This is a genomic window from Fructilactobacillus sp. X3R5C2 (assembly GCF_059901175.1).
Genome location: NZ_JBWXVC010000002.1, coordinates 281,835 through 304,721 on the forward strand (window position 1 = coordinate 281,835; position 22,887 = coordinate 304,721).

Here is a 22,887-nt window from a genome sequence, read left to right on the forward strand (position 1 = left end):
TATATGATACTCTATTTATTAGAAAAACGACAAACCTAATCTTATTATAATTCATTACTTTATAAATTAATGAGGTAATTAAATGCTTAACCAAAAAATAAAAAAGAGCCTATCTAAAAACTTCGCATTAATCCTAAGCTTTTTAATACCACTAGTTATTATGGCATTATACGCAGCATATCGCAATATGGCACCCTTCGGAAATAATACGATTCTAACGGTTGATTTAGGACAACAGTACATTGATTTTTTTGCATATTTTAGAAGAGCCATCTTGCACCATCCTTCATCAATTCTTTATTCGTTTTCTAACGGACTAGGGAATGAAATGATCGGGACTTGGGCTTACTATCTAATGAGTCCATTAAACCTTATCTTACTCTTTTTTAATAATGCATCCCTCCCATCAGGGATTCTCATCCTATTACTTTTAAAGATTGGCTTATCTGGTTTGACCTTTACCATTCTAGTTCGCAAACTTCATCTTACTAATTCTTCACTCATACTGTCATCATTTGCAACTGCATATGCATTAAATGGTTGGATGATTGCAAATAACCTAAATATCATTTGGCTCGATGCCATGATTTTACTTCCTTTAATTGTGCTTGGTTTAGTTAAACTCTTAAAAAACAACCAAAAACTACTTTTCATTACATCATATACCGCTATGTTGATCATCAACTATTATATGGCATACATGATTACGATTTTTATCGTAGCACTAACTATCTACTATTTAGCCATCAATGTTTCAAATATCAAAGATATGTTTGTTGGATTTTTGCGACTAGTCGCAAATGGATTAATTTCGGTGGGATTAGCTGCTTTCATTCTTCTGCCAACCATTTATTCACTGATTAACTCCAAGGGCCAGGGATTTTCTGATAAATTGAACTTTAAATTTGAATATCCAATGCTTGACTTAGTAACTAAATTTGCTCCTGGGACCTTTAATTTTGACCAAATGCCCAAGGGCTTACCAAACCTTTTTATTTCAGAAACGATTTTGGTACTATTTTTGTTCTTTTTTGTTAATAAAACCTTCTCCAAAAAAACTCGAATTTTCACTTTGGTAATGACCATCTTTTTACTGTTGTCAACGTGTTTTCAGCCACTCGACTTATTTTGGCATGCATTTCAGTTTCCAATCTGGTACCCCTACCGTTTTTCGTTTGTAATATGTTTTTGGTTCATCATGGTCGCGCTAGTTAGCTTATCTCACATTCAGGCAATTAGTTTTAAGCAAATTGGAACGTGGCTCATAATTTTATTGCTTGCACTAATGGTCGCTTATACCACCATTAGAATGCCTCAATATAACTATCTTAAATGGTTCACAATTGTGATTGAGGGACTTATGATTTTAGCCGCCATCATCGTTTTATTAACCCACTTCCGGAATGAAAAATGGTTTAATTTGGGTGTTTTTTCACTAATTGTCTTTGGCATTACCATTAATCTTATTCTCTCTTTAAACAACATCTCATACTTAAGTAACTCTGAATACCGTGGTTACGTAAATAAATTAGATCATGTCACAACTTACCTGAAACATCATTCTTTAGATGGCCCATATCGAATCAGCAAGGACTTTTCCCGAACTAAAAACGACCCCTTTAACTTTAATTTTTATGGTGCTTCCTTATTTTCATCCGTCATGAATCCTAAAATGTCTGATCTAGTTGGAAAAATTGGTCAGCCAAATGGCGATGGCGTAATCGAATATTCCAGTGGAACCATGGTTTCAGATGCACTGCTCTCAATGAAATACCATCTGGCTCGTCCCTACACAGCTCCAGTTGACGTTCCAGGTATTAGAGAATTCCCAGAACGATATGACCAAAACTCATACAAAAACATGGGATCATCTGAGGGATTTTCAGTATACGAAAATCAGTATGCGTTACCAATGATGTTTAGAGCCAGTGACCAATCAATCCACAAAAATGCTGCCAGTCCAGATCCCATTCAATACCAAACACAGCTATGGTCAAATCTAACGGGGGACAACCAAGTCCAAAGCCACCTCTTTTCGAGCATTAACTTCAATCACGTTAGATATAACAACGTAACCAAACACAATCAACTTACTGGCACCATCTTCAACAAAGTCAACGTCTTACAGCCGGCCTCTCTTGATCTCACGTTTAAGCCAAAAACTAATGACTCTTACTATTTGACGATGGGAACAGCGTTAAATAACGGTAATTGTGATTTGTCAGTTGATGGTAACCAACTGTCACTTAGTCCTGAATCTAATTCGATTAAGGTCATTAACATTGCCAATAACGCAAAAAACAAAAAGATTAAAGTAAAAATCAGCTTGAAAAAGTCATCACTTTGGTTAGAAAACTTTACTTTATACCAGCTAAATAATTCTTTATTTAAGCAAACCGATCGAAAACTTCGATCGGGAACCAAAAAAATATCCAGCCCAAACGCACGAACGGTAAAGGCTGATATAAAGACAAACGGTTCTAATTCAGTAATTGCTTCAAGTATCCCGTACTCGAAAGGCTGGAGTGCCCAAATAAACGGAAAGAAACATTCAATCACGAAATGGGATCATTACTTCATTGCACTTAAAACTGGAAAAGGAATGAAGCACATTCAGCTTTCATATTGGCCACCATTCTTAAATATGGGAATAATCATTAGTGCTTTGACACTTCTCACCTTAATTTTAAGAAGTTGGTTTAAAAAAAGATATAATAAATAGGGCAATCGTCACTTGAGACGATTGCCCTATTTTAAATTAAAATTATTATTTAACTGATAATATCTTGACATGCATTACGCCAGCAGGAATATCAATATCAACGTTTTCCCCTACTTTATGGCCAAGCAAAGCCTGTGCAATTGGAGAATCATTCGAGATTTTTCCACTCATCGGGTCAGCTTCAGCAGCTCCGACAATTGTAAATGTCTCTGGCTCTTCATCAGGTAGTTCCTTAAACTGAATTTCTTTTCCAACGGTCACTTCATCTTCGTCGGTCTCTTCTTTATCAACCACTTGAGCATATTGTAACATGTGCTCTACCGTAGCAATTCTGCTCTCTAACATACTTTGTTCGTTTTTGGCAGATTCGTATTCAGAGTTTTCAGATAAATCGCCGTAACTTCTAGCGACTTTGATTCGATCAACAATCTTTGGTCTTTGATTGACCTTTAAATCTTTTAATTCAGTTTCGAGCTTTTCTTTCCCCTCTTCAGTCATCGGGTACATTTCATCTTCAGCCATTCTTACACCTCACTATTTTATTCAAAATTAAAATACCATTTAAATTAAAGTTTGGCAACTTAATTATATTGTCGTATCAATTGCATTACTAATCGGATCGTCACCAACGTCATTTAAAATTGACTGAATTTTAGTAACTAGTAAGTCAATCGCTACTTGATTTTTGCCACCCTCAGGAATAATTATATCAGCATATCGTTTCGTGGGTTCAACAAATTGGAGATGCATGGGGCGAACGGTTGCTAAATATTGTTGAATTACCGAATCAAGCGTTCGACCACGTTCTTTGGTATCCCGCTCAATCCGCCTAATGACGCGAATATCAGCATCAGTATCTACATAAACTTTAATATCCATTAGGTCCCGGAGCCTTTTATCATCAAGGATTAAAATCCCCTCAACAATAATTACATCACGTGGTTCTTGAGTGACAGTTTCACCACTCCGGGTGAATTTGGAATAATCATAAACCGGTTTCTCAATTGATTCATAGTTTAACAGCTGCTTCAATTGCTTAACCATTAAATCAGTGTCAAAAGCAAGCGGATGATCGTAGTTAACCTGTCTTCTTTCGTCCATCGTCATATTGGATTGATCCTTATAGTAAGAATCTTGCTGCAAGATTGCAATTGAATGTCCCAGCAAACGATTCAAGATTGACCTACTTACCGTTGTTTTACCACTACTAGAGCCTCCGGTAACTCCAATAATTACGGGTCTTTTTTTGCTTTTCACTATTTTAATCCTCCACTATCGATCCATATGAGTTTTAATGTTATTTTGCTGTTCTTTTAAGGTTTTAGCGTAATAAATCTTTTTAGTTTTCGGATCGGCCAAGAAATATAAATATCCTTTAGACATATCAGTTGGATATAGCACAGCTTGGACTGAGCTTACCGAAGGGTTATCAAATGGTCCAGGACCAAACCCTTTATTAACATAAAGATTATATTTGGAATTAACCATTAAATCACGTTTTGAAAGTGTCTTTGAGTTTTTATGAAGTGCATACAAAACAGCCACATCCGATTGAAGTGGCATCTTTTTATCAATGCGATTTCTTAACACACCAGCCATCTTATTACGATCATTTTGACTTACACCTTCACGTTCAATCAAAGATGCTAACGTTAAAGTTTGCTGAACCGTCAGCTTTTGCTCTTTCATTCTTTGATAATATGGACCATACATTTGATTGCTTTTAGCGAGCATTAAACTGACCATCATCTTTAACGACGAATGTTTAGGGACGGGATATGTCGCTGGATAAAGGTATCCTTCAAAAAGATAACGGGTCCCCTTGGCATCTTTAGCGGACCCCAGTAATTCTGGATAATCCTTGGTCATTTCATCAAAGAAATTACGATTCTTCATCAGGGAAATAAATTCTGCCCTAGAAAAATCGGTATTTTTAGCCACAATATCCGCAATTTGGTCGATGTTAGCTCCTTCTGGAACGGTAACTTTACTATCAGTGCTTTGAATGGGTTCGAAACTTCCACCCTTTTGTAAACTCTTGGCAATCGTATCTAGGGACATTGACGGCTTTAATTGATAATATCCTGACTTAAAACTAGTGATGTTGTGTGATTTTACATAGTAATTAAATACCATCCCACTTTTAACTACTTCTGACTTCTGTAAGATTGCCCCAATCTTTTTGGTGGAAGCGCCTCTTGGAATGTTAACTTGAGTCACTTCATTATCATGAGGATCCAGTGGTTGAAGTGAAGTTTTAAAATAGTGATGTCCAAATAACGCAATTGCAATTACTAAAATTACAATAATTGCAATCACAGAATAAATAATTTTCTTCCCAAATGAACTAGTTTTAATTTTGGAAATAAAACCACCCAAATGCCTTTTTCTCTCACTCATTATGAATCCACCCTTATCTAATCTCAGCGCTTAATTCAGTGGTCAAACGTTTTTGTATTTTATCGACCGCTTTATCAACAGTCTCGTCTTTCAAAGTGGCGTTAGGATCTTCAAAAGTCAATGAATAGGCAATTGATTTTTTGCCTTCAGGCACATTTTGCCCCTGATATACGTCAAATACGGTAGCATTCTGTAAGTAGGCGCCACCTCTCCTAATAATTACATTATATATGTCCTCATTAGTAATGGTACGATCCACTAACATAGCAATATCACGATGAATAGCAGGGTACTGACCAACCTTTTGGTATTGTTGTCCAGACTTAGGAGCCACATTTAAATAATCAAGGTCAAGTTCAAAAACATAGGTTTCTTTAATCTTAAATTGTTTAGCGACTTCTGGATGAACTTCTCCCACAAAACCGATGATGTGATCATCTAGTTTAACAAGCGCTGTTCTACCTGGATGCATTTCGAGAATTTTATCAGTCGCAACATAAGTAACGTCACCCTTTAAGGAAAGACTTTCTAAGTATTTTTCAAGAATTCCCTTAATTTGATAAAAATCAACTGACTTAGCTTTATGGTCCCAGCTTGGAGCAACTAACGATCCAGAAATGGCACCAGCAATATGTTCCACTTCGTCTGGTCTTATCTGATCAGGAGTTTGCTTATAAAAAACACGACCTTGCTCATAAAGTGGCACATTAAGCACGTTTCGAGCCTGGTTATATGCCACATCATCCAATAATCCTGAAATTAAATTCATACGTAAAACGGCATGATCCTCTGTCATTGGCCACTGCAAATTAGTTTCATGACTACCATTTATCATAAACATCTTTGCCTTGGCTTTTGTAGTTAACGAATATGACATAGCATGCGTTAATCCAAGTCCCTCAAGTGTTTCTCTAGATTTTCGAATCATTAATTGCTTTGGTGTTAGTCCACCTTCAGTCGTTTGAGTGATTGGTAATGTTGACGGAATATTGTCATATCCATAGATTCTGGCAACCTCTTCAATTAAGTCAGCATCAATTTGAATGTCCCAGCATCTAGTAGGAACCGTGACCGTCAGATCGTCTCCAGATGCCTCAACTGAGAAACCTAGACGTTTAAAGATTGAAATGATTTCCTCGTCACTAAGATTAGTCCCAAGAACGTGATTAATGTGAGAAGTTGAAATTGAAATCACTCGTGGCTTAACCTCAACATCACTCCCACTAACAACCCCTTGTTGAGATTGACCAAGAGCTAAATCTTGGGTCATTCCCGAAGCATACTCAAGTGCTTGTTCAACGTTTCCATGGTCAATTCCCCGTTCAAAGCGTTGTGAGGCATCCGTGTGTAAGAGCTGTTTTTGTGCCATCTTCCTGGTTTTAACCGGATCAAAAACTCCTGCCTCCAATAAAATATTTTTAGTGTCAGAAGTAACTTCCGAATTTTTTCCACCCATTAGTCCTGCTAAAGCAATTGGCTGGTCAGCCGCAACAACAACATCCGTGTCGGTTAATTTACGGTCATTGCCATCTAGAGTCGTAATTGACTCACCATCTTTAGCATTTCTAACCTCAACCTTATTAGTTTTTAATTTGTCAAGATCATAGGCATGCATTGGCTGTCCAACCTTAGTCATAACAAAATTAGTAATATCAACGACATTATTGATTGGTTTAATGCCCGAATTCCATAATTTAATTTGAAGCCAAAGTGGACTAGGCTTCACGTTTACGCCCTTAACAACTTTAAGCTTATAAATTGGCGCTAAATTAGTATCAGCCTTTGCTGAAACAAATTTCTCGCTGTCGTGCGTTCCAGTTGGAGCACTAGCATGTTCGATGAAGTCAACCGACTCATTAAATACCGCCCCCAAATCATAAGCAGTTCCACGAACACTTAACATGTCTCCACGATTAGGAGTGACGTCCAAATCAATTAACGATTCATTCATTCCCAAATAGTTATAAACCTCGTCACCAATTCGGGCATTATCTGGTAAGAAATAGATTCCGTCTTTCCATTCATCAGGTACCAATGACTTATCAAACCCGATCTCATCTAAGGCACAGAGCATACCGTTTGATTCAACTCCACGCATCTTGGACTTCTTAATTTTAACGTTATTGGCAATTCGCGCTCCAGATAAAGCAACAATAACCTTTTTGCCTACCTGAACGTTTGGCGCACCACAAACAATCTGAATCGGTTCTTGTTCGCCGACATCGATCTGCGTAATGTGAAGGTGATCTGCATCGGGGTGATCCTTAATGGACAAGATTTTTCCAACCACGATTTTCTTTAATCCATCACTCCGCTTAAAAACGGAGTCAACTTCAACTGACGTTTTTTCAATTTTGTTAGCTAGTTCTTTTGGAGAAAGCTTAATTTGAACGTAGTCTTTCAACCATTCATAAGATATCAGCAAATTTATTTCCTCCCTTAATCAAATTGTGACAAGAAACGTAGATCATTAAGATAAAAGTCTCGAATATCGTCTACTCCGTATTTCAGCATGGCAAATCGGTCGGGACCCACCCCAAAGGCAAATCCACCATATACACTACTGTCTACTCCAGCCATTTTTAAAACGTTAGGATGAACCATTCCTGCCCCAAGGACCTCAATCCAACCAGTATTTTTACATACATCGCAACCCCTTCCATTACAATTAAAACAGGTAATGTCTGCTTCAACTGATGGCTCGGTAAACGGAAAGTAACTTGGTCTGAGACGGACTTTAAATTTATCCCCAAACAATTTGTGTGTCATTACCTCAAGAGTTCCCTTTAAATCGGCCATCGTAATGTGCTTATCAATCACAATTCCCTCTACCTGATGAAATTGGTGAGAATGAGTTGGATCATCAGTATCACGTCTATAAACTACGCCCGGGGAAACCATCTTTAAGGGGCCTTTAGAAAAATCATGTTTTTGAAGTGCTCGTGCCTGCATCGGTGAGGTATGAGTTCTCATTAAAATATCCTTGGTAATATAAAAAGTATCCTGCATGTCTCTTGCGGGATGGTTCTTCGGCAGATTCATCATTTCAAAATTATAAACTTCCTCTTCTACTTCAGGACCCGAAAGAACCTGGTAGCCCATTCCAATAAAAATATCATCAATTTCATCAATAATTTGTTGGATAACATGAGGATGCCCCTTTGGAACCGAGTCACCTGGCAGGGTGACATCAATCTTTTCATCCTTTAACTTTTGGTTTAGAGCGACTTGATCTAATTCCAATCTTTTGGAATCAATCTTTTTTGAAAGTTCGTCTCTAACTTTATTCGCCAAGCTACCAATCTTCGGTCTTTCTTCGACTGGAAGTGATGATATTCCATGAAGGGCTTTAGTAATTGAGCCCTTTTTTCCTAAAAGTTTCACCTTTAAATCATTTAAAGCTTTACTATCACTAATAGCCTCAATATCCTGCAACCCACTGGATTTAATTTGTTCTAAATCTTCTTTTAAAGCCATACTAACCTCCAATTCCATAAAAAAAGCTCCATCCCAAAAAAGGGACGAAGCATCGCGTTACCACCCAAATTCACACCAAAGTGCGCACTTATAATGATGAATAACGACATCGACCGAACATTTTAATATTCAATGCTAACATCAAAAAGCGAATTCAACCGTAACGTCCAATTTCAGCTAACATGAACTCTCTGTGTTCGTCGGTCTACTACTTCTTTTATCATTGTATTTAAATAAATATTATAGCAATTTTTATCACTGGTCAAGCATGATCAGGATCACACCACTTGTCAGACCATCCATGAACCGCCTTCATAATCGGACGAAGCTCTTCACCCTTAGAAGTTAACTGATAATAAACCACTCCAGAGTTCTTATCAGCTTGTCTTTTTACGATTCCCACTTTAGCCAACTCTTTTAAGCGTTCGGTCAATACACGATCACTACATTCCTCAACTTTATTGGCTAATTCGCGAAATCGAAGTGGTCCGGCTAATAAAAATGATTCAATGATTAAACCGTTCCATTTTTTCCCTAGAATTTGAAACGCCACTTGAAATTTAGGACACAAATGAATGATTTCTTTATCAGTTAAATCCATTCTCATATCCTCCTAACTTATCTTTTTAATAATCCTTTAACTTTTTTCTTCATCGGTGAGAAAAATTCATCAACTGCCGAATAATCATCAACAAGTGAAACAATCACACTTTCCATGTACTTGGGTCTTGCAAGGGTTAACCCCCACATATGTTTTAGAATAATATCTTGTTCCTTCGGAGTGATATCAGTGATCTTTTTGGCGTTTCTTAGGGCAACACGTGGATGAATATATGCATGTGAACCTAAATCAAACTTAGTAGTTCGCCAATCATAATAGAATAGATCATGCAATAATCCGCCACGGGCAGCCGCTCGATAATCTAAATTCATCTTTTTAGCAATTTTATAACTCTCATAAGACACTGCAATTGAATGCTTCAATCTAGTCGAATGGTGATGTTGGGTGTAATCACCTAATTTTTGAATTTGCGGACTTTCTAACAAATCAGAAATGATTGAAACATATTCAGGGTCATCTTTCCACGATTCTGTTTCCATACTACATTACTCCAATCCGTCTCTAAGTTAATTCTACCCAATTAGATAAGTTCCATTCAATCATAAGAACTCACTTTAAGAAACAATTTAATTTTTGATTCGAAACATGATAACAGCAGCCGCAATTGCTACATTTAAAGATTCAGCCTTCCCCTCAATGGGAATATACAAATTATCATCAGTTAATTTTAGTAAGCCAGAGCTCATTCCATTCCCCTCATTACCCATAATTAAAGCGAAATCATTTTTAGAAGGGACATCTCGATAGTTAATGGCACTGGAATTAAGCTCTGTCCCATATACCTTAATTTTTAGCTTCTTAAACATCTCAACGGCATGTTCTAGATTCATTTTAATAATCGGAAGATGAAACTGACTTCCCTGCATGGCACGTAAAACCTTCCCGTTATATTCACTAGAAGTTCCGTCACCAAAGATCACTCCAGAAAAACCTGCGGCATCCGCTGTCCTTACCATCGTTCCGATATTACCGGGATCTTGAACGTTATCAAGCAGAAGCCAAGCTCCGCTAACTTTAGCAACATCAATCTTTGGTTCTTCAATCTTACACACGGCAAAAATTCCTTGAGTTGTCGAAGTATCACTTAATTCAGTAGCAACTTCATCTGATATAACAATGATATTTTCACCAGAAAGGTCATCTCCATGAGCCAAATATTGATCTTCGGTTGCTAAGATGGTTACCAACTGATCTGCTTTAAGATAATTCATTGCCTCGGATACCAGATGCCAACTTTCAATTAAATATTCCCCGCTCTTTTTTCTTCCTTTACTGGTATGTAACTTTTTAATATCTTTAATGGTTTGGTTTTGTTTAGAATTAATTCTTTCCATTTATATTCCCCTTAAAATGAATTAGAATTGATATTGTTGTTCTTATAATATCACAGTTACGGTAAACGCTTTTAAGGAGAATCATTTTGTCAAACAATCAGTCAGTCAAAATAATCGTTTCAGGACTTGTCCAAGGCGTTGGATTTCGATATAGTACTAAAAAAATCGCAGATCAATATTCGATTACTGGAAGTGTCCAAAACATGCCCAACGGAACCGTTTTAATCATCGCAAATGGGACTAAATCGGAGTTAGACGATTTTATTCATTCAATTAAAACTGCACCTAATAGTTTTGCTAAGATCCAAAACATTAAAACACAGTCAATTAAACTTCCAAAAGTTCCAAATTCATTTTCAATTAAAATCTAACTTGAAATTGCTGAAATATTCTTATTAGGTTAGTATGTAACATGTTACTTAAAAGTTAGGAGTTAACTAAATGAAAAAAATTAAGAAACTAGGTTTATTCGGTTTTATTGCCATGGTTGGCATTTTTTTAACTGGATGTATAAGAACCGATTCAAAGGGACGTCCCTTTGGATTCGTTTATCATTATTTAGCCGTTCCCGGGCAACACGTTATGGATTGGCTAGCACAATACGTTGGTGGCTATGGATGGGCTTTAATTGCAATTACCGTAATTGTTAGAACCTTGCTTTTACCAATGATGATTAGTCAGATGAAAAAATCTACTATTCAACAGGAAAAAATGAATTTGGTTAAACCACAAATGACCAAGATTCAACAACTCCTAAAAAAAGCAACGACCAAAGAACAGCAGGTTGCCTTAAATCAGCAGATGATGCAACTCTATAAAGACAACGGAATCAGTATGACAGGTGGGATTGGATGCTTGCCATTATTGATCCAGTTACCAGTGTTTGCTGCTCTGTATGCAGCTATTCGTTACTCACCTGAAGTTTCTCATACCGTCTTTATGGGAATTAAACTAGGTCAATCCAGCATCTTATTAGCCGTCTTGTCATTTCTGGCTTATGCACTTCAGGGATATCTTTCAACCGTTGGGATCCCTAAAGAACAGAAAAAACAAATGGCGATTATGATGTTAATTAGTCCGATCATGATTCTATTTGTTACCCTTTCATCACCAGCTGGATTAGGAATTTACTTCTTTATTGGTGGATTATTTGCCTGCGTTCAGACCTTTATCATCAATTTGTCCCGTCCACGAATTAGAAAACAAATTAATGAAAAAGCCAAAAAGAATCCTCCCAAAGTTGTCATTCCAAAGGAATTAGAAGAAGAGATTAAGACAGGAGCCGAACCAAGTTCAACAAACAGCTCCAAAAATACAGTTTCTAAATCCGGAGAATCCGAGACTGAGATTGAACACGAAAACAACCGAAAACGTAATGCGGGCAAACAACAGCATCATAATCATAACGAGTAAATAAAACCGACAATTAAATTGTCGGTTTTTTAATACAAAAAAGAACTTCAAAAACCCATGGTGTTTTTGAAGTTCTTTATTTTAAATTAACCCTTTTTGGCAACTACTTCTTTACCGTCATAGTAACCACAGTTAGGACATACAAAATGTGACTTACGTAGTTCGCCACAGTTAGGACATGGGCTCATGCCAGGAACTGATAAACTGTCATGCGAACGACGCATGTTTCTTCTTGCTTTAGAAGTTTTTCTCTTTGGTACAGCCATTATTCACAACCTCCTCTTAATTTGATTTCCACTAGTGAATTTTTAAGTCTTGTCATCGTCTGAAGGTTTGAAATCCTTTAATTTTGCAAGACGTGGATCAACATTTTTATCTTCTTCCACCTGTCGATTAAAATCATCTTCAGAAATAACTTCCCAGTCATTTCCTTCAGGCATTGCTTTACCCTTCTGCTCTTCTGGTGAAAGAACTTGCATCGGAATGTTGACAATTATGTTATCGACAACTGCTTTATCAAAATCAATCATCAAGTCATCACCAACAACTAACACTACTTCTTCATTATCATATCGGTTTAACGCAGTTTCAGTTAACACATAAATCTCACTAATATTAAAATCCATGGGTAACTTAACTGGAGTTAACGATCGTGAAGAAGGAACTGTTACACTACCTTTGACGTGAGCATCTATAATCACATCTCCGTTGTCAGGAGTGGCAGATACATCAACGTCAAAGGAAGTGGCATCAAGAATACTTTTCGGATATCGATTCATTAAATCGTCTTTTAAATCCACTGTCTCATGGGTTGTAAACGGTTCTTTCTTATATCCTAGTAGTTTTTCAAATGACCACTTCATAATTTAACCTCCAATGCAACACGACTAATTATACATACCATAAAATTCATTGTCAAGGTCCTATCCTTGATAGCACGGTCTTCTATATAACAATGGGATAAGTAAATTTATCTTGCATTCGACCATTGATCATTCCATAAAGAATTCCAGAACGGCATTCTAGTTCCAACGTATTATTAAATTCTTCTTTTCCAATTCGATCAACGATCGGATATGGGATTGCTTTTTTAACTTGATTCAGATAACTTTTCCCGGTATCGTTCATTCCCAAAACTCGGACAACCGGATTATAACTAGTCATTTGTGTTTTCTTTATTTTAAATAACGTATAGACCAGCAGTCTTTGAATCCTAGTGTAGGTATACCGTTTTGTCTTAACATCTTTAATAAACGCCTGATAGGTTGTGTCTTTAACCGCCATTTGCTTTAGACGATTCTCTAATCCCTCAGTCATCTGATAAATTTGATTTAAATCAGCTATCGAACTCTGAGTCAATTCATAACGTAAAAAGGGCCAAAAGTCTGACCAGAAAACTGGTTTTTCGTTGTCTAGGACGACAGAAGAATTGGGAATAAACTTTTGGTAACGACGATCCTGTGATTTAATTGAAGCGCGAATAGCTTTGCCACTCGCAATTTTTCCACTCAACTCTCCACTATTATGCTCACTACTGTACCGCTTAACCGGAACTAGCTTTAAAGGGGAACCCAACTTCTGATTGGCCTTTGCATACCAATACGCAAGTGTATCATTTGGCTTAATTAAATCAATTCCACTCTGTTCTTTAATTGTTCGTTGAAATAATTTTGGATAGGAAAAATTATAATTATGAAAATTATCAGACGGATGAACGTCAATAGATGCCAACTTCGTAAAATTCCAGTCACTGTGCTCACTACCAAACGATAAGTATGAACAGCCCAAAGCTTCTACAAGTTTCATCGACCGCTCTGCAAAAATACTGGCAGGTTGAACCGCATCCGATATTGAAAGTTCAATTACTAAATCAACTCCGTTATCTAAAGCCATCTGAGTGCGGATCCATTTATCATAGATAGCTGGCTCGCCTCTCTGAGTCCAATTACCACTCATAAATATTACCGTTACATCCGCTTCAGTTCGTCTTTTAGCTTCCTGTAATTGATACAGATGACCATTATGGAAAGGATCATATTCGGTTATTATTCCAACAGCTTTCATTTGGATTATTCCTCACTACATACAAAGAACCAACGGGTAGTATCATCTTTAACCTTATCTTTTCCAAAGTTACTCGTCACCTTAACGTTATTAAATCCGACTTCATTCAGTGCCTGAGTGTATTTTACCAAGGGATAGGTTCGTTCTTTATGGGTTTCATTATATTCATCAAAACCGTTAATATTCCGATTGTAATCAAAAAAAGATAGATCATGTTCCACTGAATGAGGAAAATCACCAACAAAGGTATTCCACATAAAAGCATGGTCACCATCGTTGGTGTTAAACATATAGCCTGGATAAACAACATCGGTCTGATAAGGGGTGATCACATCAAATAAGAATTTACCATTCTTAACAAGATGTCCTTTAACCTGAGCAAACATTGTTTTAACTTGCTCAATATTTTCTAAATAACAAATCGAATCGTCAAAACACGTAATGGCACCATAATTGGGTACACCATCCAGGTCTAGCATATTGGCATTAATTAACGCCACGTCAAACACATGGCTTTCATTTAAATGATCATTTGCGATGGCCAGCATATCATCCGATAAATCAGCTCCAGATACGACATAACCTGCTTTTTTTAAAGTAACCAAAAGACGACCAGTCCCACAGGCTAAATCTAAAATATGCTTTTCTTTAGGGACGTTATCAGCTACAAACTCATACCACTTTCGATATAGATGATTGTCAAATAATTTATCATAAAATGACGCAAACTCAGAATAAATCATATCAGTCTTCACTGACCCAATCAGTTATATCAAGATCAGGAGCGTCAGACCAAAGCTTCTCTAAGTTGTAAAAGGAACGTTGTTCACTCTTAAAGACGTGAATAATAATATCACCGAGGTCAATTAATACCCAAGATCCTGTATTTAGCCCTTCGACCCGTAAAACTTCAACGTGCTCCTCACTCAATCGATCAATAATATCATTTGCGATTGCCTTCACCTGACGAACACTAGGAGCATCCATAATGACAAAATAACGACCGACCAACGACAATTCTTCAATGTCTAAAACCACAATATCGTGGGCGCGTTTACTATCAGCAGTTTCAACAATATTTTGTAAAATCTTATTATTATCCATATAATCCCCTACTTTTTACCAGCAACAATTACATTAAAAGCTGTAATCGCACCGGGATAAATTGCCTTTCCGTTGCTTGCCAAATATGAAATGGTACTTTTAGTTTGATATTTAACACCATCCCATAAATTTTGATTGGTAATCTTACGAGCTTTTTCAACCCCATCAAAATCACGGGCCGGCTCAATGTAGTCAGCCATATAAGTAATCTGTGCAACTTTGTCCATGTCAGGCGATGCGATCGTATGATATTTAATCGCGTTTAGAATTCGACTATCATGAATCCCAAGTTCTGATTCCACAATCAGATAACCCACGTAGCCATGCCAAATAGCATTTCCATAATTAAGTAGTTCTGGATTCAAATGATGGGACTTAATAATGTCAATAAATTCCGAATCCGGCCGTTGTTTGGCATAATCATGAACCAGACCACTAAGTCCAGCTAAAGTTTCGTCCACATTAAACTCTCGTGCTAAGGTAATGGCGGTCTCTTCAACTCGCAAGCAATGTTGAAACCTTTTCTCTTTTAACGTCGCTTTTAGTTTGGCAACAATTTGATCACGATCATACTTAGAATATTTTTGATAATTAATTTTCTCTTTATCCATATAAATCATGCTCCTTAATGTACCGTAACACCGCATCTGGCAACAAATATCTGACACTTTCACCCTTTTCAAGATGTGATCTAATTAAAGACGATGAAATAGCTATCTCAGGTGAGTCAACAAAACTTACTGGGTACTTAGAAGACTCAGAATTACCCGGACGATTAACGCCAACAAATTTAACCATTTTAATAAGATCATCAATTCGATACCATTTTGGCAGATATTCGACCATATCGCCACCAATGATAAAGTAATAATCAACATCGGGATGAATTTTAGTTAATTCCTTAATCGTATCATAGCTATAACTTTTCCCCTTGCGATTTACTTCAATCATTTCAATTTTAAAATTAGCGTTATCCCTAATGGCTAAATTAATCATGTTAACCCGATCAGAAGCATCAATTGCGGACTTATAATCAACATGTGGTGGCAAATAATCGGGCATAAATAGAACTAAATCGAGGTTTAATTGGGTTAAAGCTTGTTCAGCCATAATTAAATGACCATAGTGAATGGGGTTAAAAGTTCCACCTAAAATTCCAACCTTTTTGCGCATCAATCAATCTCCTACAAATTTGCCACTTCAATCGATAATTTACGATAATTGTCCTTACTTGATTCCTTAAACAATAAAAGTGTCTTACCAATCGTTTGGACAACTTGGATGTCCAAGTTATTCTCAATAAATTGTTTAACGTCACTCACATCCACATCGGCAGATTGTTGAAGATTAATTTTAATTAATTCACGGTGATCAACAGCATTTTTAACTTCATTCATCCAAGTCTCATCTAACCCATTCTTTCCAACTGAGAAAATGGGCCGCATATGATTCGCTTTTGCTCTTAAAAATCGTTTTTGTTTTCCCTTTAAATTCATTATTAAATACTCCTAAAACATTGCTTTTCTAACTAACACTGACACACCCTTAGGAGCATATCCAGCAACCGTGGAACCTTTCGGAACGGTAATCCATCCCAGTCCTTCAATCACTAAATCACTTCTGTCAGTAATTTTAAATTCATGTCGTTTTAACTCAACGACGTTGTCCTTACCAGTTGGTGGGGTCAATAATTCACCGGCATGTTTCTCAAAAAATTCATCAGCATTTGTTAATTTGGTTCGATGAATCATCAGATTATTGTCAGCATAAACGGTAAAGCCATGACGTTCCCCCGAGATAAAATCAAACCGGCCAATTGCACCTAAGAATAACGTCTGCCCTGGATCCAACTGATAAGTCCTGGGTTTAATCCGTTTTTGCGGTGAAACATACTTCAAGTCTTTAGAACTTAAATAGTGAGCCATCTGATCTTCATGAACAACACCAGGTGTATCGATCAACTCTTTTCCATCTTCCAACGGTATTTTGATCAAATCGAGGGTAGTACCAGGAAACTTAGAGGTAGTAATAACCTGCTTCTCACCAGTGCTTTGTTGGATAATTTGATTAATTAAGGTAGATTTGCCAACGTTAGTTACTCCAACCACATAGACATCTCGGCCCTTCTGATTTTTTGAAATGGCTTTTAACAGATCGTCGACTGATTGATTCGTCTTGGCAGATACTAATTCAATATCAATAGGTCTAATTCCATTCTTATTTGCCATTTGACGTAACCAATCTTTAACTTTGTTCTGGTTGAACGACGATGGCAACAAGTCTAATTTGTTACCAACTAAAATAATCGGATTGTTACCAACAAAGCGCTGAATCCCAGGAATCATACTTCCATCTACATCAAATACATCCACGACGTATACTACTAACGAATCAGTGTCGCTAATTTCACTCAATAACTTTACAAACTCGTCATTTGAGATGCTGATTGGTTCAATTTGATTATAATGACGAAGCTTAAAACAACGCTGACAGTATAATTTTCCAGAATCAATTCCCTTCTTGATTGCTGATTTAGGCGTGTAACCAGCCTGTTTCGGATCGGTATCTTGAATTTGTGCCCCACACCCAATGCAATATAAGGGCTCATTATTTTCATCATTATCCATTAATCAATATCATCCTTCCACTTTAAATCACTGTACTTTCGCATCAATTGTGCATATACAAACGTTTCAAAGAAACGATTAATCCGTGTGTTCCACGCATCTGAAGTAACCAATGGCTTTACCAAAATACTTCTAATTCGAGTATTATTAGCGGCCCATATATCCGTTAAAATTTGATCTCCCACCATTACCACTTGGCTTCGTTTTAAACGATACGTTTTAAGAGCCCTTAAAATCCCAAAAGTAAGTGGTTTTAAAGCCCGGGCAATAAATGGTAACTCAAGACTAGTAAGAGCTTTCTCTAGTCTTTCCCGATTATTATTTGAAACCACAATCACCCTGATTCCATGATCTCGAACTCTTTTGAGCCAATCGTGCAGTTCTACGGTTCCCTCAGGATTATTCCACGGAATTAGGGTATTATCTAAATCGGTCAGAATTACATTAATCCCGTAACTTTCAAGTTTTTCTGGGGAAATTTGATAAATATTGTTAACCATCCAAGTCGGTTTGAATAATGATAGCATATAGACCTCTCTGTAAATAAGAATTGATGTTTCTATTTTAAATCATTTATGTATAGATTGGGAGCATCCCAATCCGATAAAAAAACTTCCACCAAACAAGAGCGGTGAAAGTTTTTTAGGCTTATTTTAATGCTGCTTTGGCTTTTTCCGCTAATGCAGAAAAGGCATCAGCATCGTTAACTGCTAAGTCAGCTAACATTTTTCTGTTCATATCGATGTTAGCAAGTTTCAAACCATGCATGAATTTACTGTAACTCAATCCATTATTTCTAGTGGCTGCGTTAATTCTTGCAATCCAAATCTTTCTGAAATTACCTTTATTGGCACGACGGTCACGAAAGGCATATTCCTGTGACTTCATTACTTGATCTTTAGCAGTTTTGAATAAACGATGCTTAGCACCGCGGTATCCCTTAGCTAATTTAAGAACACGCTTACGACGATTACGTGTGGTAGTTCCACCTTTTACTCGTGGCATATTAAAATCCCCCTATACAAACTATATTATTCGCTTATTTTTGTAGTAATTCTTTGTAAGTCTTCAAGTTTGACTTAGCCATCATACGTGTTCCACGTAAATGTCTACGTTGTTTCTTAGTTTTACCGTGAAAACGGTGACTAGTGTAGGCATGACCACTCTTTAAACCACCATTAGCAGTTTTTCTAAAACGCTTTGCGGCAGCACGATTTGATTTCAATTTTGGCATATTATATTCCTCCTCATCGATTCATAACCCAATTAAATGAGTTATTTCTTTTCATTCTTACTTGGTGCAAGCATTAAGAACATACTTCGGCCATCCATTTTTGCTCGTTGAGTAACATCAGCAACGTCAGAAGTAGCTTCCGCCATTTTGTTTAAGACGTCTCTTCCAATACTTTTATGGGTAATAGCACGTCCCTTAAATCTAATAGAAACTCGAACACGTTCGCCCTTAGTCAAAAATTTCTTGGCATTTTTAAGCTTGGTATTGAAGTCATTACTATCAATTGTCGGACTTAACCTAATTTCTTTAACACTAACAGTTTTTTGACGCTTTCGAGCTTCACGCTCTTTCTTTTGGCGATCAAAACGATATTTCCCGTAATCAATAATCTTGGCTACGGGTGGTTTTGCTTTGGGAGCAACAACAACTAAATCCAAATTAGCTTCTTCAGCAATTGACAAAGCTTCTTTAGTAGATTTGATTCCTAATTGATCTCCATTAGCACCGATTAATCTCAACTCGCGAGCATGGATACCCTCGTTAACCATCTTATCTCTTGCTATGGTAATTCACCTCCAGGTAATTTTAAGCAGAAAAATAGCGGATGCTACAGAGCACCCGCTACACCTAAAAACATTAGGACTTTCATTCGTAGAATGCCCAGCGATCAAAATCACTCAGGCGAGAAGCGGGAAGCTTCTGCTTTTGACTACATAATAGTACCAACTTTATTTAATTTTGTCAACTGGCTTGGACTCTTCTTCATCGTTACGTGAATAAGTAGCAATATCATGAAGAACTTCTGAAATAAAGTCATCAATTAACATATCGCGACTGTCATCTTCACCATACTTACGAACAGAAACGGTATTATTCTTAATTTCATCATCACCAACAACTAACGTATATGGAATCTTCTTGGTTTGTGCGTCACGAATCAAGTATCCCATCTTTTCACCACGTTCGTCGACATTGGAACGTAAGTTTAACGCACGAAACTTTTCGTTTAATTTACGTGCGTAATCTCCGTGTTTTTCATCACTAACCGGGATGATTTGAATTTGATCGGGTGCAAGCCATGTCGGAAAAGCACCTTTATACATTTCAATTAAGTAAGCAGTAAATCGTTCCATGGTAGAAACAATTCCTCTATGAATCATAACCGGACGGTGTTCCTTACCATCTTCACCAACATAATGAAGATCAAATCGTTCCGGTAACATAAAGTCAAGTTGAATGGTAGATAACGTCTCTTCATTTCCTAGAGCCGTCTTAGTTTGAACATCAAGCTTAGGACCGTAAAATGCAGCTTCACCCTCGGCTTCAACGTAATCAAGGCCCAAGTCATCCATAGCGCCCTTTAACATCGTTTGCGCTTTGTTCCACATTTCATCATCGTCAAAGTACTTTTCGGTATTCTTGGGATCACGATAACTTAATCTGAACGTATAGTTATTAATGTCAAAATCATGATAAACTTCCATCATCAAATTCAAGATTTTTTTGAATTCTTCTTGAATTTGATCGGGTGCAACAAACGTATGACCATCATTTAAAGTCATTTCACGAACTCGTTGAAGACCACTAAGTGCACCAGACTTTTCGTATCGATGCATCATTCCTAGTTCAGCAATTCGTAGAGGAAGCTCTTTATAAGAACGAATATGATGATTGTAAATCTGAATATGAGATGGACAGTTCATTGGACGTAATTCCAACATTTCGTCATCATCCATCTTCATTGGTGGAAACATGTCGTCTCGATAGTGATCCCAGTGACCAGATTGCTTATACAAATCCAAATTAGCTAATACTGGGGTATAAACATGTTGGTAACCATGAGCAATCTCTTTATCAGTGATATAACGCTCAATTGTACGACGAATCGTTGCACCCTTTGGCATCCAGTAAGGAAGACCAGCTCCAACCTTTGGATCGACAAAGAATAAGTCAAGGTTATTCCCAATAACACGATGGTCACGTTCTTTAGCCTCTTTACGCTTCTTCAAATCTTCATCTAGGTCATCAGCTTTAAAGAAGGCCGTGCCATAAATTCTTTGAAGCATTGGATTGGATGACTTACCTTCCCAATAAGCACCAGCAACAGACAAGAGCTTAAAGTGTTTTAGGTCTTTCAAACTTGGAGCTACTACCCCTTGAGCTAGCGTTTTAACCCCATCGATACTGTAAAAAAGAATATTATCAGAATCAATATTGGCAATTAGTTGTGCTTGATAAGGATCACCATCAACTTCTTTTAAAGCGTCCTCCTTACTTAGATAAACCCTTTCGACGATAGCGTTATTTTTGATGATCTTTTTCATTTTATCAGCTAATTCATCTAGTTCATCTGAACTAACTTGACGATCTTCCTTGTCAGTATCAACAAAGAAACCATCTTCATCAGCGGCAATTTCACCAATGCGAATATCATGATACTTTTCTTTGACCGCCGTTTCCAGTAACTGAGCAGCACCCTGTCGTAGGATTTTAAGACTCTCATCAGAACCGGAAGTAATGATGTCAATCTTGCCACCATCTTTTAGTGGTTGCATCAAATCAACAACTTTTCCATCAATCTTAGCCGCAACTGCCTTTTTGGCTAGACTAACTGAAATTGACTTGGCAATATCTGCTGCAGTAACCCCCGAATCAAATTCTTTCTTGTTACCATCTGGAAACTCAAATGATAATTTAGCCATTTTACTCATTCCTTTCATAAAAAAAGTCCCTAGTAAATCAATACTAGGGACGCCATTAGCGCGGTTCCACCCAAATTCGTCCATTTATTTGGACATCTCGTTTAAAACCTATTTATTAATGTCATTTAATAAAGGTGGTAAGTAAGTTACTCCAAACAGATAGTTTCCAGAAAACCTATCCTCTCTGTGAAATTCGTAATCACTCATGTCCTTAACAATTAACAGTCTAAACAACGACCTGTTACATGTCAAGAATAATCATTATTTATTCCTGCGATTCCTACCATCAAGTTCAATGGGCTTTGCTAAAAATTTAATTCGTTCCATCAATCGCTTAGCTTTAAGTGGTTCCACATCTCCCTGAGCATTAATCTTTAAATGCTCTTGTTCCAATTGATCCATGGAAAAGTTAGAACTAAAAAAGGTGGGAAGCTCATTTTGCATTCGATACTCTAAAACAACCCCAAGAATGTCGTCTCTGATCCAAGATGACATTGAGTCTGCTCCAATATCGTCAATCATCAAAATTGGAGCAGTTTTAATTTCATCCAGCTTACCGCCAACTTGATTGTTTCCAATTGCATTTTTAATTTCAACGGCAAAACTTGGAAAATGAATCAAAACCGAACTATAACCGTCAGAGGCCAAACGATTGGCAATTGCTCCAAGTAAATAAGTTTTACCTACGCCAAAGGGACCATATAGGTACAACCCCTTCTGAAAATGCTGAGGATTATTTTCATATGAACCAATAAAATCAAGTGCTCCTTCCAAAGCTTGAGCTCGTTCAGCTGTCTGTTCATAGTCACTTAAATTTGCCGATTTAATTTCTTTGGGCATTGAAATGGACTTAATGCGTGACGCAAATTGTTCTCGCTTCTGCTTGTTTAACAACGCTTGCGTAGGTTCGTACGAAACGTCAATCAAATGGTCACTTAAAACCAAGGTTGGTTGGTATCCCTTAGCAAAGTTAGCGTTTCCCTCTTCCAACTTTTTCTTTTCATTGACAAATTCATACAGTTTTGATGCCGACCGTTTCACAACATCATCACTTAACTCACTCTCATTGTCACTTAAAAATTGTTTAACGTCTGGATCAGAATAAACCGAATTCATTAACTGTTGGTAATTATGATTCAAATTTTTCTTTTTCATCAATTGGCTCATCTCATCACTAACATTCTTCAT

Annotated in this window: 26 protein-coding genes and 1 other annotated feature; of the genes, 3 read left to right on the forward strand and 23 right to left on the reverse strand. The window is 37.0% G+C overall.

Annotation, left to right across the window (positions count from 1 at the left end; all coding sequences use genetic code 11):
- The first annotated feature begins 82 nt into the window (after positions 1-82).
- Positions 83-2,722, forward strand: coding sequence for a YfhO family protein (locus tag AC6UD4_RS03475; RefSeq protein ID WP_500693681.1), 2,640 nt, complete (start codon positions 83-85; stop codon positions 2,720-2,722).
- A gap of 45 nt (positions 2,723-2,767) precedes the next feature.
- On the opposite strand, the gene greA is transcribed toward AC6UD4_RS03475, so the two are convergent.
- The 8 genes from greA to AC6UD4_RS03515 all read right to left on the reverse strand — a co-directional run bounded on the left by greA (position 2,768) and on the right by AC6UD4_RS03515 (position 10,555).
- Positions 2,768-3,244, reverse strand: coding sequence for a transcription elongation factor GreA (gene greA, locus AC6UD4_RS03480; protein WP_500693680.1), 477 nt, complete (start codon positions 3,242-3,244; stop codon positions 2,768-2,770).
- Between the two features lie 63 nt (positions 3,245-3,307).
- The gene (gene udk, locus AC6UD4_RS03485) at positions 3,308-3,982 is read right to left on the reverse strand and encodes a uridine kinase (RefSeq protein WP_500693960.1); all 675 of its coding nucleotides are present in this window, start codon (positions 3,980-3,982) and stop codon (positions 3,308-3,310) included.
- A 12-nt stretch (positions 3,983-3,994) separates the two neighbouring features.
- Positions 3,995-5,122: an endolytic transglycosylase MltG gene (mltG, locus tag AC6UD4_RS03490; protein ID WP_500693679.1), complete on the reverse strand. Its 1,128-nt coding sequence runs from the start codon at positions 5,120-5,122 to the stop codon at positions 3,995-3,997.
- Between the two features lie 13 nt (positions 5,123-5,135).
- On the reverse strand, positions 5,136-7,547 hold the full coding sequence (pheT, locus tag AC6UD4_RS03495) for a phenylalanine--tRNA ligase subunit beta (RefSeq protein ID WP_500693678.1): 2,412 nt from the start codon (positions 7,545-7,547) through the stop codon (positions 5,136-5,138).
- A 14-nt stretch (positions 7,548-7,561) separates the two neighbouring features.
- Entirely contained in the window at positions 7,562-8,599 is a 1,038-nt protein-coding gene (gene pheS / locus AC6UD4_RS03500; protein WP_500693677.1) for a phenylalanine--tRNA ligase subunit alpha, read from the reverse strand.
- Positions 8,600-8,861: 262 nt separating this feature from the next.
- Positions 8,862-9,200 carry a winged helix-turn-helix transcriptional regulator gene (locus AC6UD4_RS03505; protein ID WP_500693676.1) on the reverse strand — a complete coding sequence of 113 codons (339 nt, stop codon included), beginning with the start codon at positions 9,198-9,200 and terminating at the stop codon, positions 8,862-8,864.
- Between the two features lie 17 nt (positions 9,201-9,217).
- Entirely contained in the window at positions 9,218-9,700 is a 483-nt protein-coding gene (locus AC6UD4_RS03510) for an HDIG domain-containing metalloprotein (RefSeq protein WP_500693675.1), read from the reverse strand.
- Positions 9,701-9,787: 87 nt separating this feature from the next.
- Positions 9,788-10,555 (reverse strand): TrmH family RNA methyltransferase, encoded by a 768-nt coding sequence (locus AC6UD4_RS03515; protein WP_500693674.1) that lies wholly within the window; start codon positions 10,553-10,555, stop codon positions 9,788-9,790.
- A gap of 86 nt (positions 10,556-10,641) precedes the next feature.
- Between AC6UD4_RS03515 and AC6UD4_RS03520 the strand changes: the two genes are divergently transcribed.
- Complete coding sequence (locus tag AC6UD4_RS03520; RefSeq protein WP_500693673.1) at positions 10,642-10,926, forward strand: acylphosphatase; 285 nt, start codon at positions 10,642-10,644, stop codon at positions 10,924-10,926.
- A 70-nt stretch (positions 10,927-10,996) separates the two neighbouring features.
- A complete protein-coding gene (gene yidC, locus AC6UD4_RS03525) occupies positions 10,997-11,968 on the forward strand; it encodes a membrane protein insertase YidC (RefSeq protein WP_500693672.1) in 972 nt (323 codons plus the stop codon).
- Positions 11,969-12,054: 86 nt separating this feature from the next.
- On the opposite strand, the gene rpmF is transcribed toward yidC, so the two are convergent.
- The 15 genes from rpmF to dnaI form a co-directional block, all read right to left on the reverse strand.
- Positions 12,055-12,234: a 50S ribosomal protein L32 gene (gene rpmF, locus AC6UD4_RS03530; protein WP_010021570.1), complete on the reverse strand. Its 180-nt coding sequence runs from the start codon at positions 12,232-12,234 to the stop codon at positions 12,055-12,057.
- Positions 12,235-12,276: 42 nt separating this feature from the next.
- Complete coding sequence (locus tag AC6UD4_RS03535; RefSeq protein WP_500693671.1) at positions 12,277-12,831, reverse strand: YceD family protein; 555 nt, start codon at positions 12,829-12,831, stop codon at positions 12,277-12,279.
- A gap of 82 nt (positions 12,832-12,913) precedes the next feature.
- Positions 12,914-14,032, reverse strand: a complete 1,119-nt coding sequence (locus AC6UD4_RS03540) for a nucleotidyltransferase (protein WP_500693670.1) — start codon at positions 14,030-14,032, stop codon at positions 12,914-12,916.
- Positions 14,033-14,037: 5 nt separating this feature from the next.
- Positions 14,038-14,775, reverse strand: coding sequence for a class I SAM-dependent DNA methyltransferase (locus AC6UD4_RS03545; protein WP_500693959.1), 738 nt, complete (start codon positions 14,773-14,775; stop codon positions 14,038-14,040).
- A 1-nt stretch (position 14,776) separates the two neighbouring features.
- On the reverse strand, positions 14,777-15,136 hold the full coding sequence (gene rsfS / locus AC6UD4_RS03550; RefSeq protein ID WP_500693669.1) for a ribosome silencing factor: 360 nt from the start codon (positions 15,134-15,136) through the stop codon (positions 14,777-14,779).
- Positions 15,137-15,144: 8 nt separating this feature from the next.
- Positions 15,145-15,747 carry a bis(5'-nucleosyl)-tetraphosphatase (symmetrical) YqeK gene (gene yqeK / locus AC6UD4_RS03555; protein ID WP_500693668.1) on the reverse strand — a complete coding sequence of 201 codons (603 nt, stop codon included), beginning with the start codon at positions 15,745-15,747 and terminating at the stop codon, positions 15,145-15,147.
- Positions 15,740-16,309 carry a nicotinate-nucleotide adenylyltransferase gene (locus tag AC6UD4_RS03560; protein WP_500693667.1) on the reverse strand — a complete coding sequence of 190 codons (570 nt, stop codon included), beginning with the start codon at positions 16,307-16,309 and terminating at the stop codon, positions 15,740-15,742. The genes yqeK and AC6UD4_RS03560 overlap by 8 nt, the downstream gene beginning before the upstream one ends.
- Positions 16,310-16,320: 11 nt before the next feature.
- Complete coding sequence (yhbY, locus tag AC6UD4_RS03565; RefSeq protein ID WP_500693666.1) at positions 16,321-16,632, reverse strand: ribosome assembly RNA-binding protein YhbY; 312 nt, start codon at positions 16,630-16,632, stop codon at positions 16,321-16,323.
- Between the two features lie 12 nt (positions 16,633-16,644).
- On the reverse strand, positions 16,645-17,763 hold the full coding sequence (gene yqeH, locus AC6UD4_RS03570; RefSeq protein ID WP_500693665.1) for a ribosome biogenesis GTPase YqeH: 1,119 nt from the start codon (positions 17,761-17,763) through the stop codon (positions 16,645-16,647).
- A complete protein-coding gene (locus AC6UD4_RS03575; RefSeq protein WP_500693958.1) occupies positions 17,763-18,308 on the reverse strand; it encodes a YqeG family HAD IIIA-type phosphatase in 546 nt (181 codons plus the stop codon). Before AC6UD4_RS03575 ends, yqeH begins: the two co-directional genes overlap by 1 nt.
- A gap of 103 nt (positions 18,309-18,411) precedes the next feature.
- A complete protein-coding gene (rplT, locus tag AC6UD4_RS03580) occupies positions 18,412-18,768 on the reverse strand; it encodes a 50S ribosomal protein L20 (RefSeq protein WP_010021582.1) in 357 nt (118 codons plus the stop codon).
- Between the two features lie 34 nt (positions 18,769-18,802).
- A complete protein-coding gene (gene rpmI / locus AC6UD4_RS03585) occupies positions 18,803-18,997 on the reverse strand; it encodes a 50S ribosomal protein L35 (protein ID WP_010021583.1) in 195 nt (64 codons plus the stop codon).
- Positions 18,998-19,038: 41 nt separating this feature from the next.
- Positions 19,039-19,545: a translation initiation factor IF-3 gene (gene infC, locus AC6UD4_RS03590; protein WP_500693664.1), complete on the reverse strand. Its 507-nt coding sequence runs from the start codon at positions 19,543-19,545 to the stop codon at positions 19,039-19,041.
- Between the two features lie 38 nt (positions 19,546-19,583).
- Positions 19,584-19,708, reverse strand: a sequence feature (ribosomal protein L20 leader region).
- 17 nt (positions 19,709-19,725) lie between these two features.
- Positions 19,726-21,699: a threonine--tRNA ligase gene (gene thrS / locus AC6UD4_RS03595; protein ID WP_500693957.1), complete on the reverse strand. Its 1,974-nt coding sequence runs from the start codon at positions 21,697-21,699 to the stop codon at positions 19,726-19,728.
- Between the two features lie 261 nt (positions 21,700-21,960).
- Positions 21,961-22,887 (reverse strand): primosomal protein DnaI, encoded by a 927-nt coding sequence (dnaI, locus tag AC6UD4_RS03600; protein ID WP_500693663.1) that lies wholly within the window; start codon positions 22,885-22,887, stop codon positions 21,961-21,963.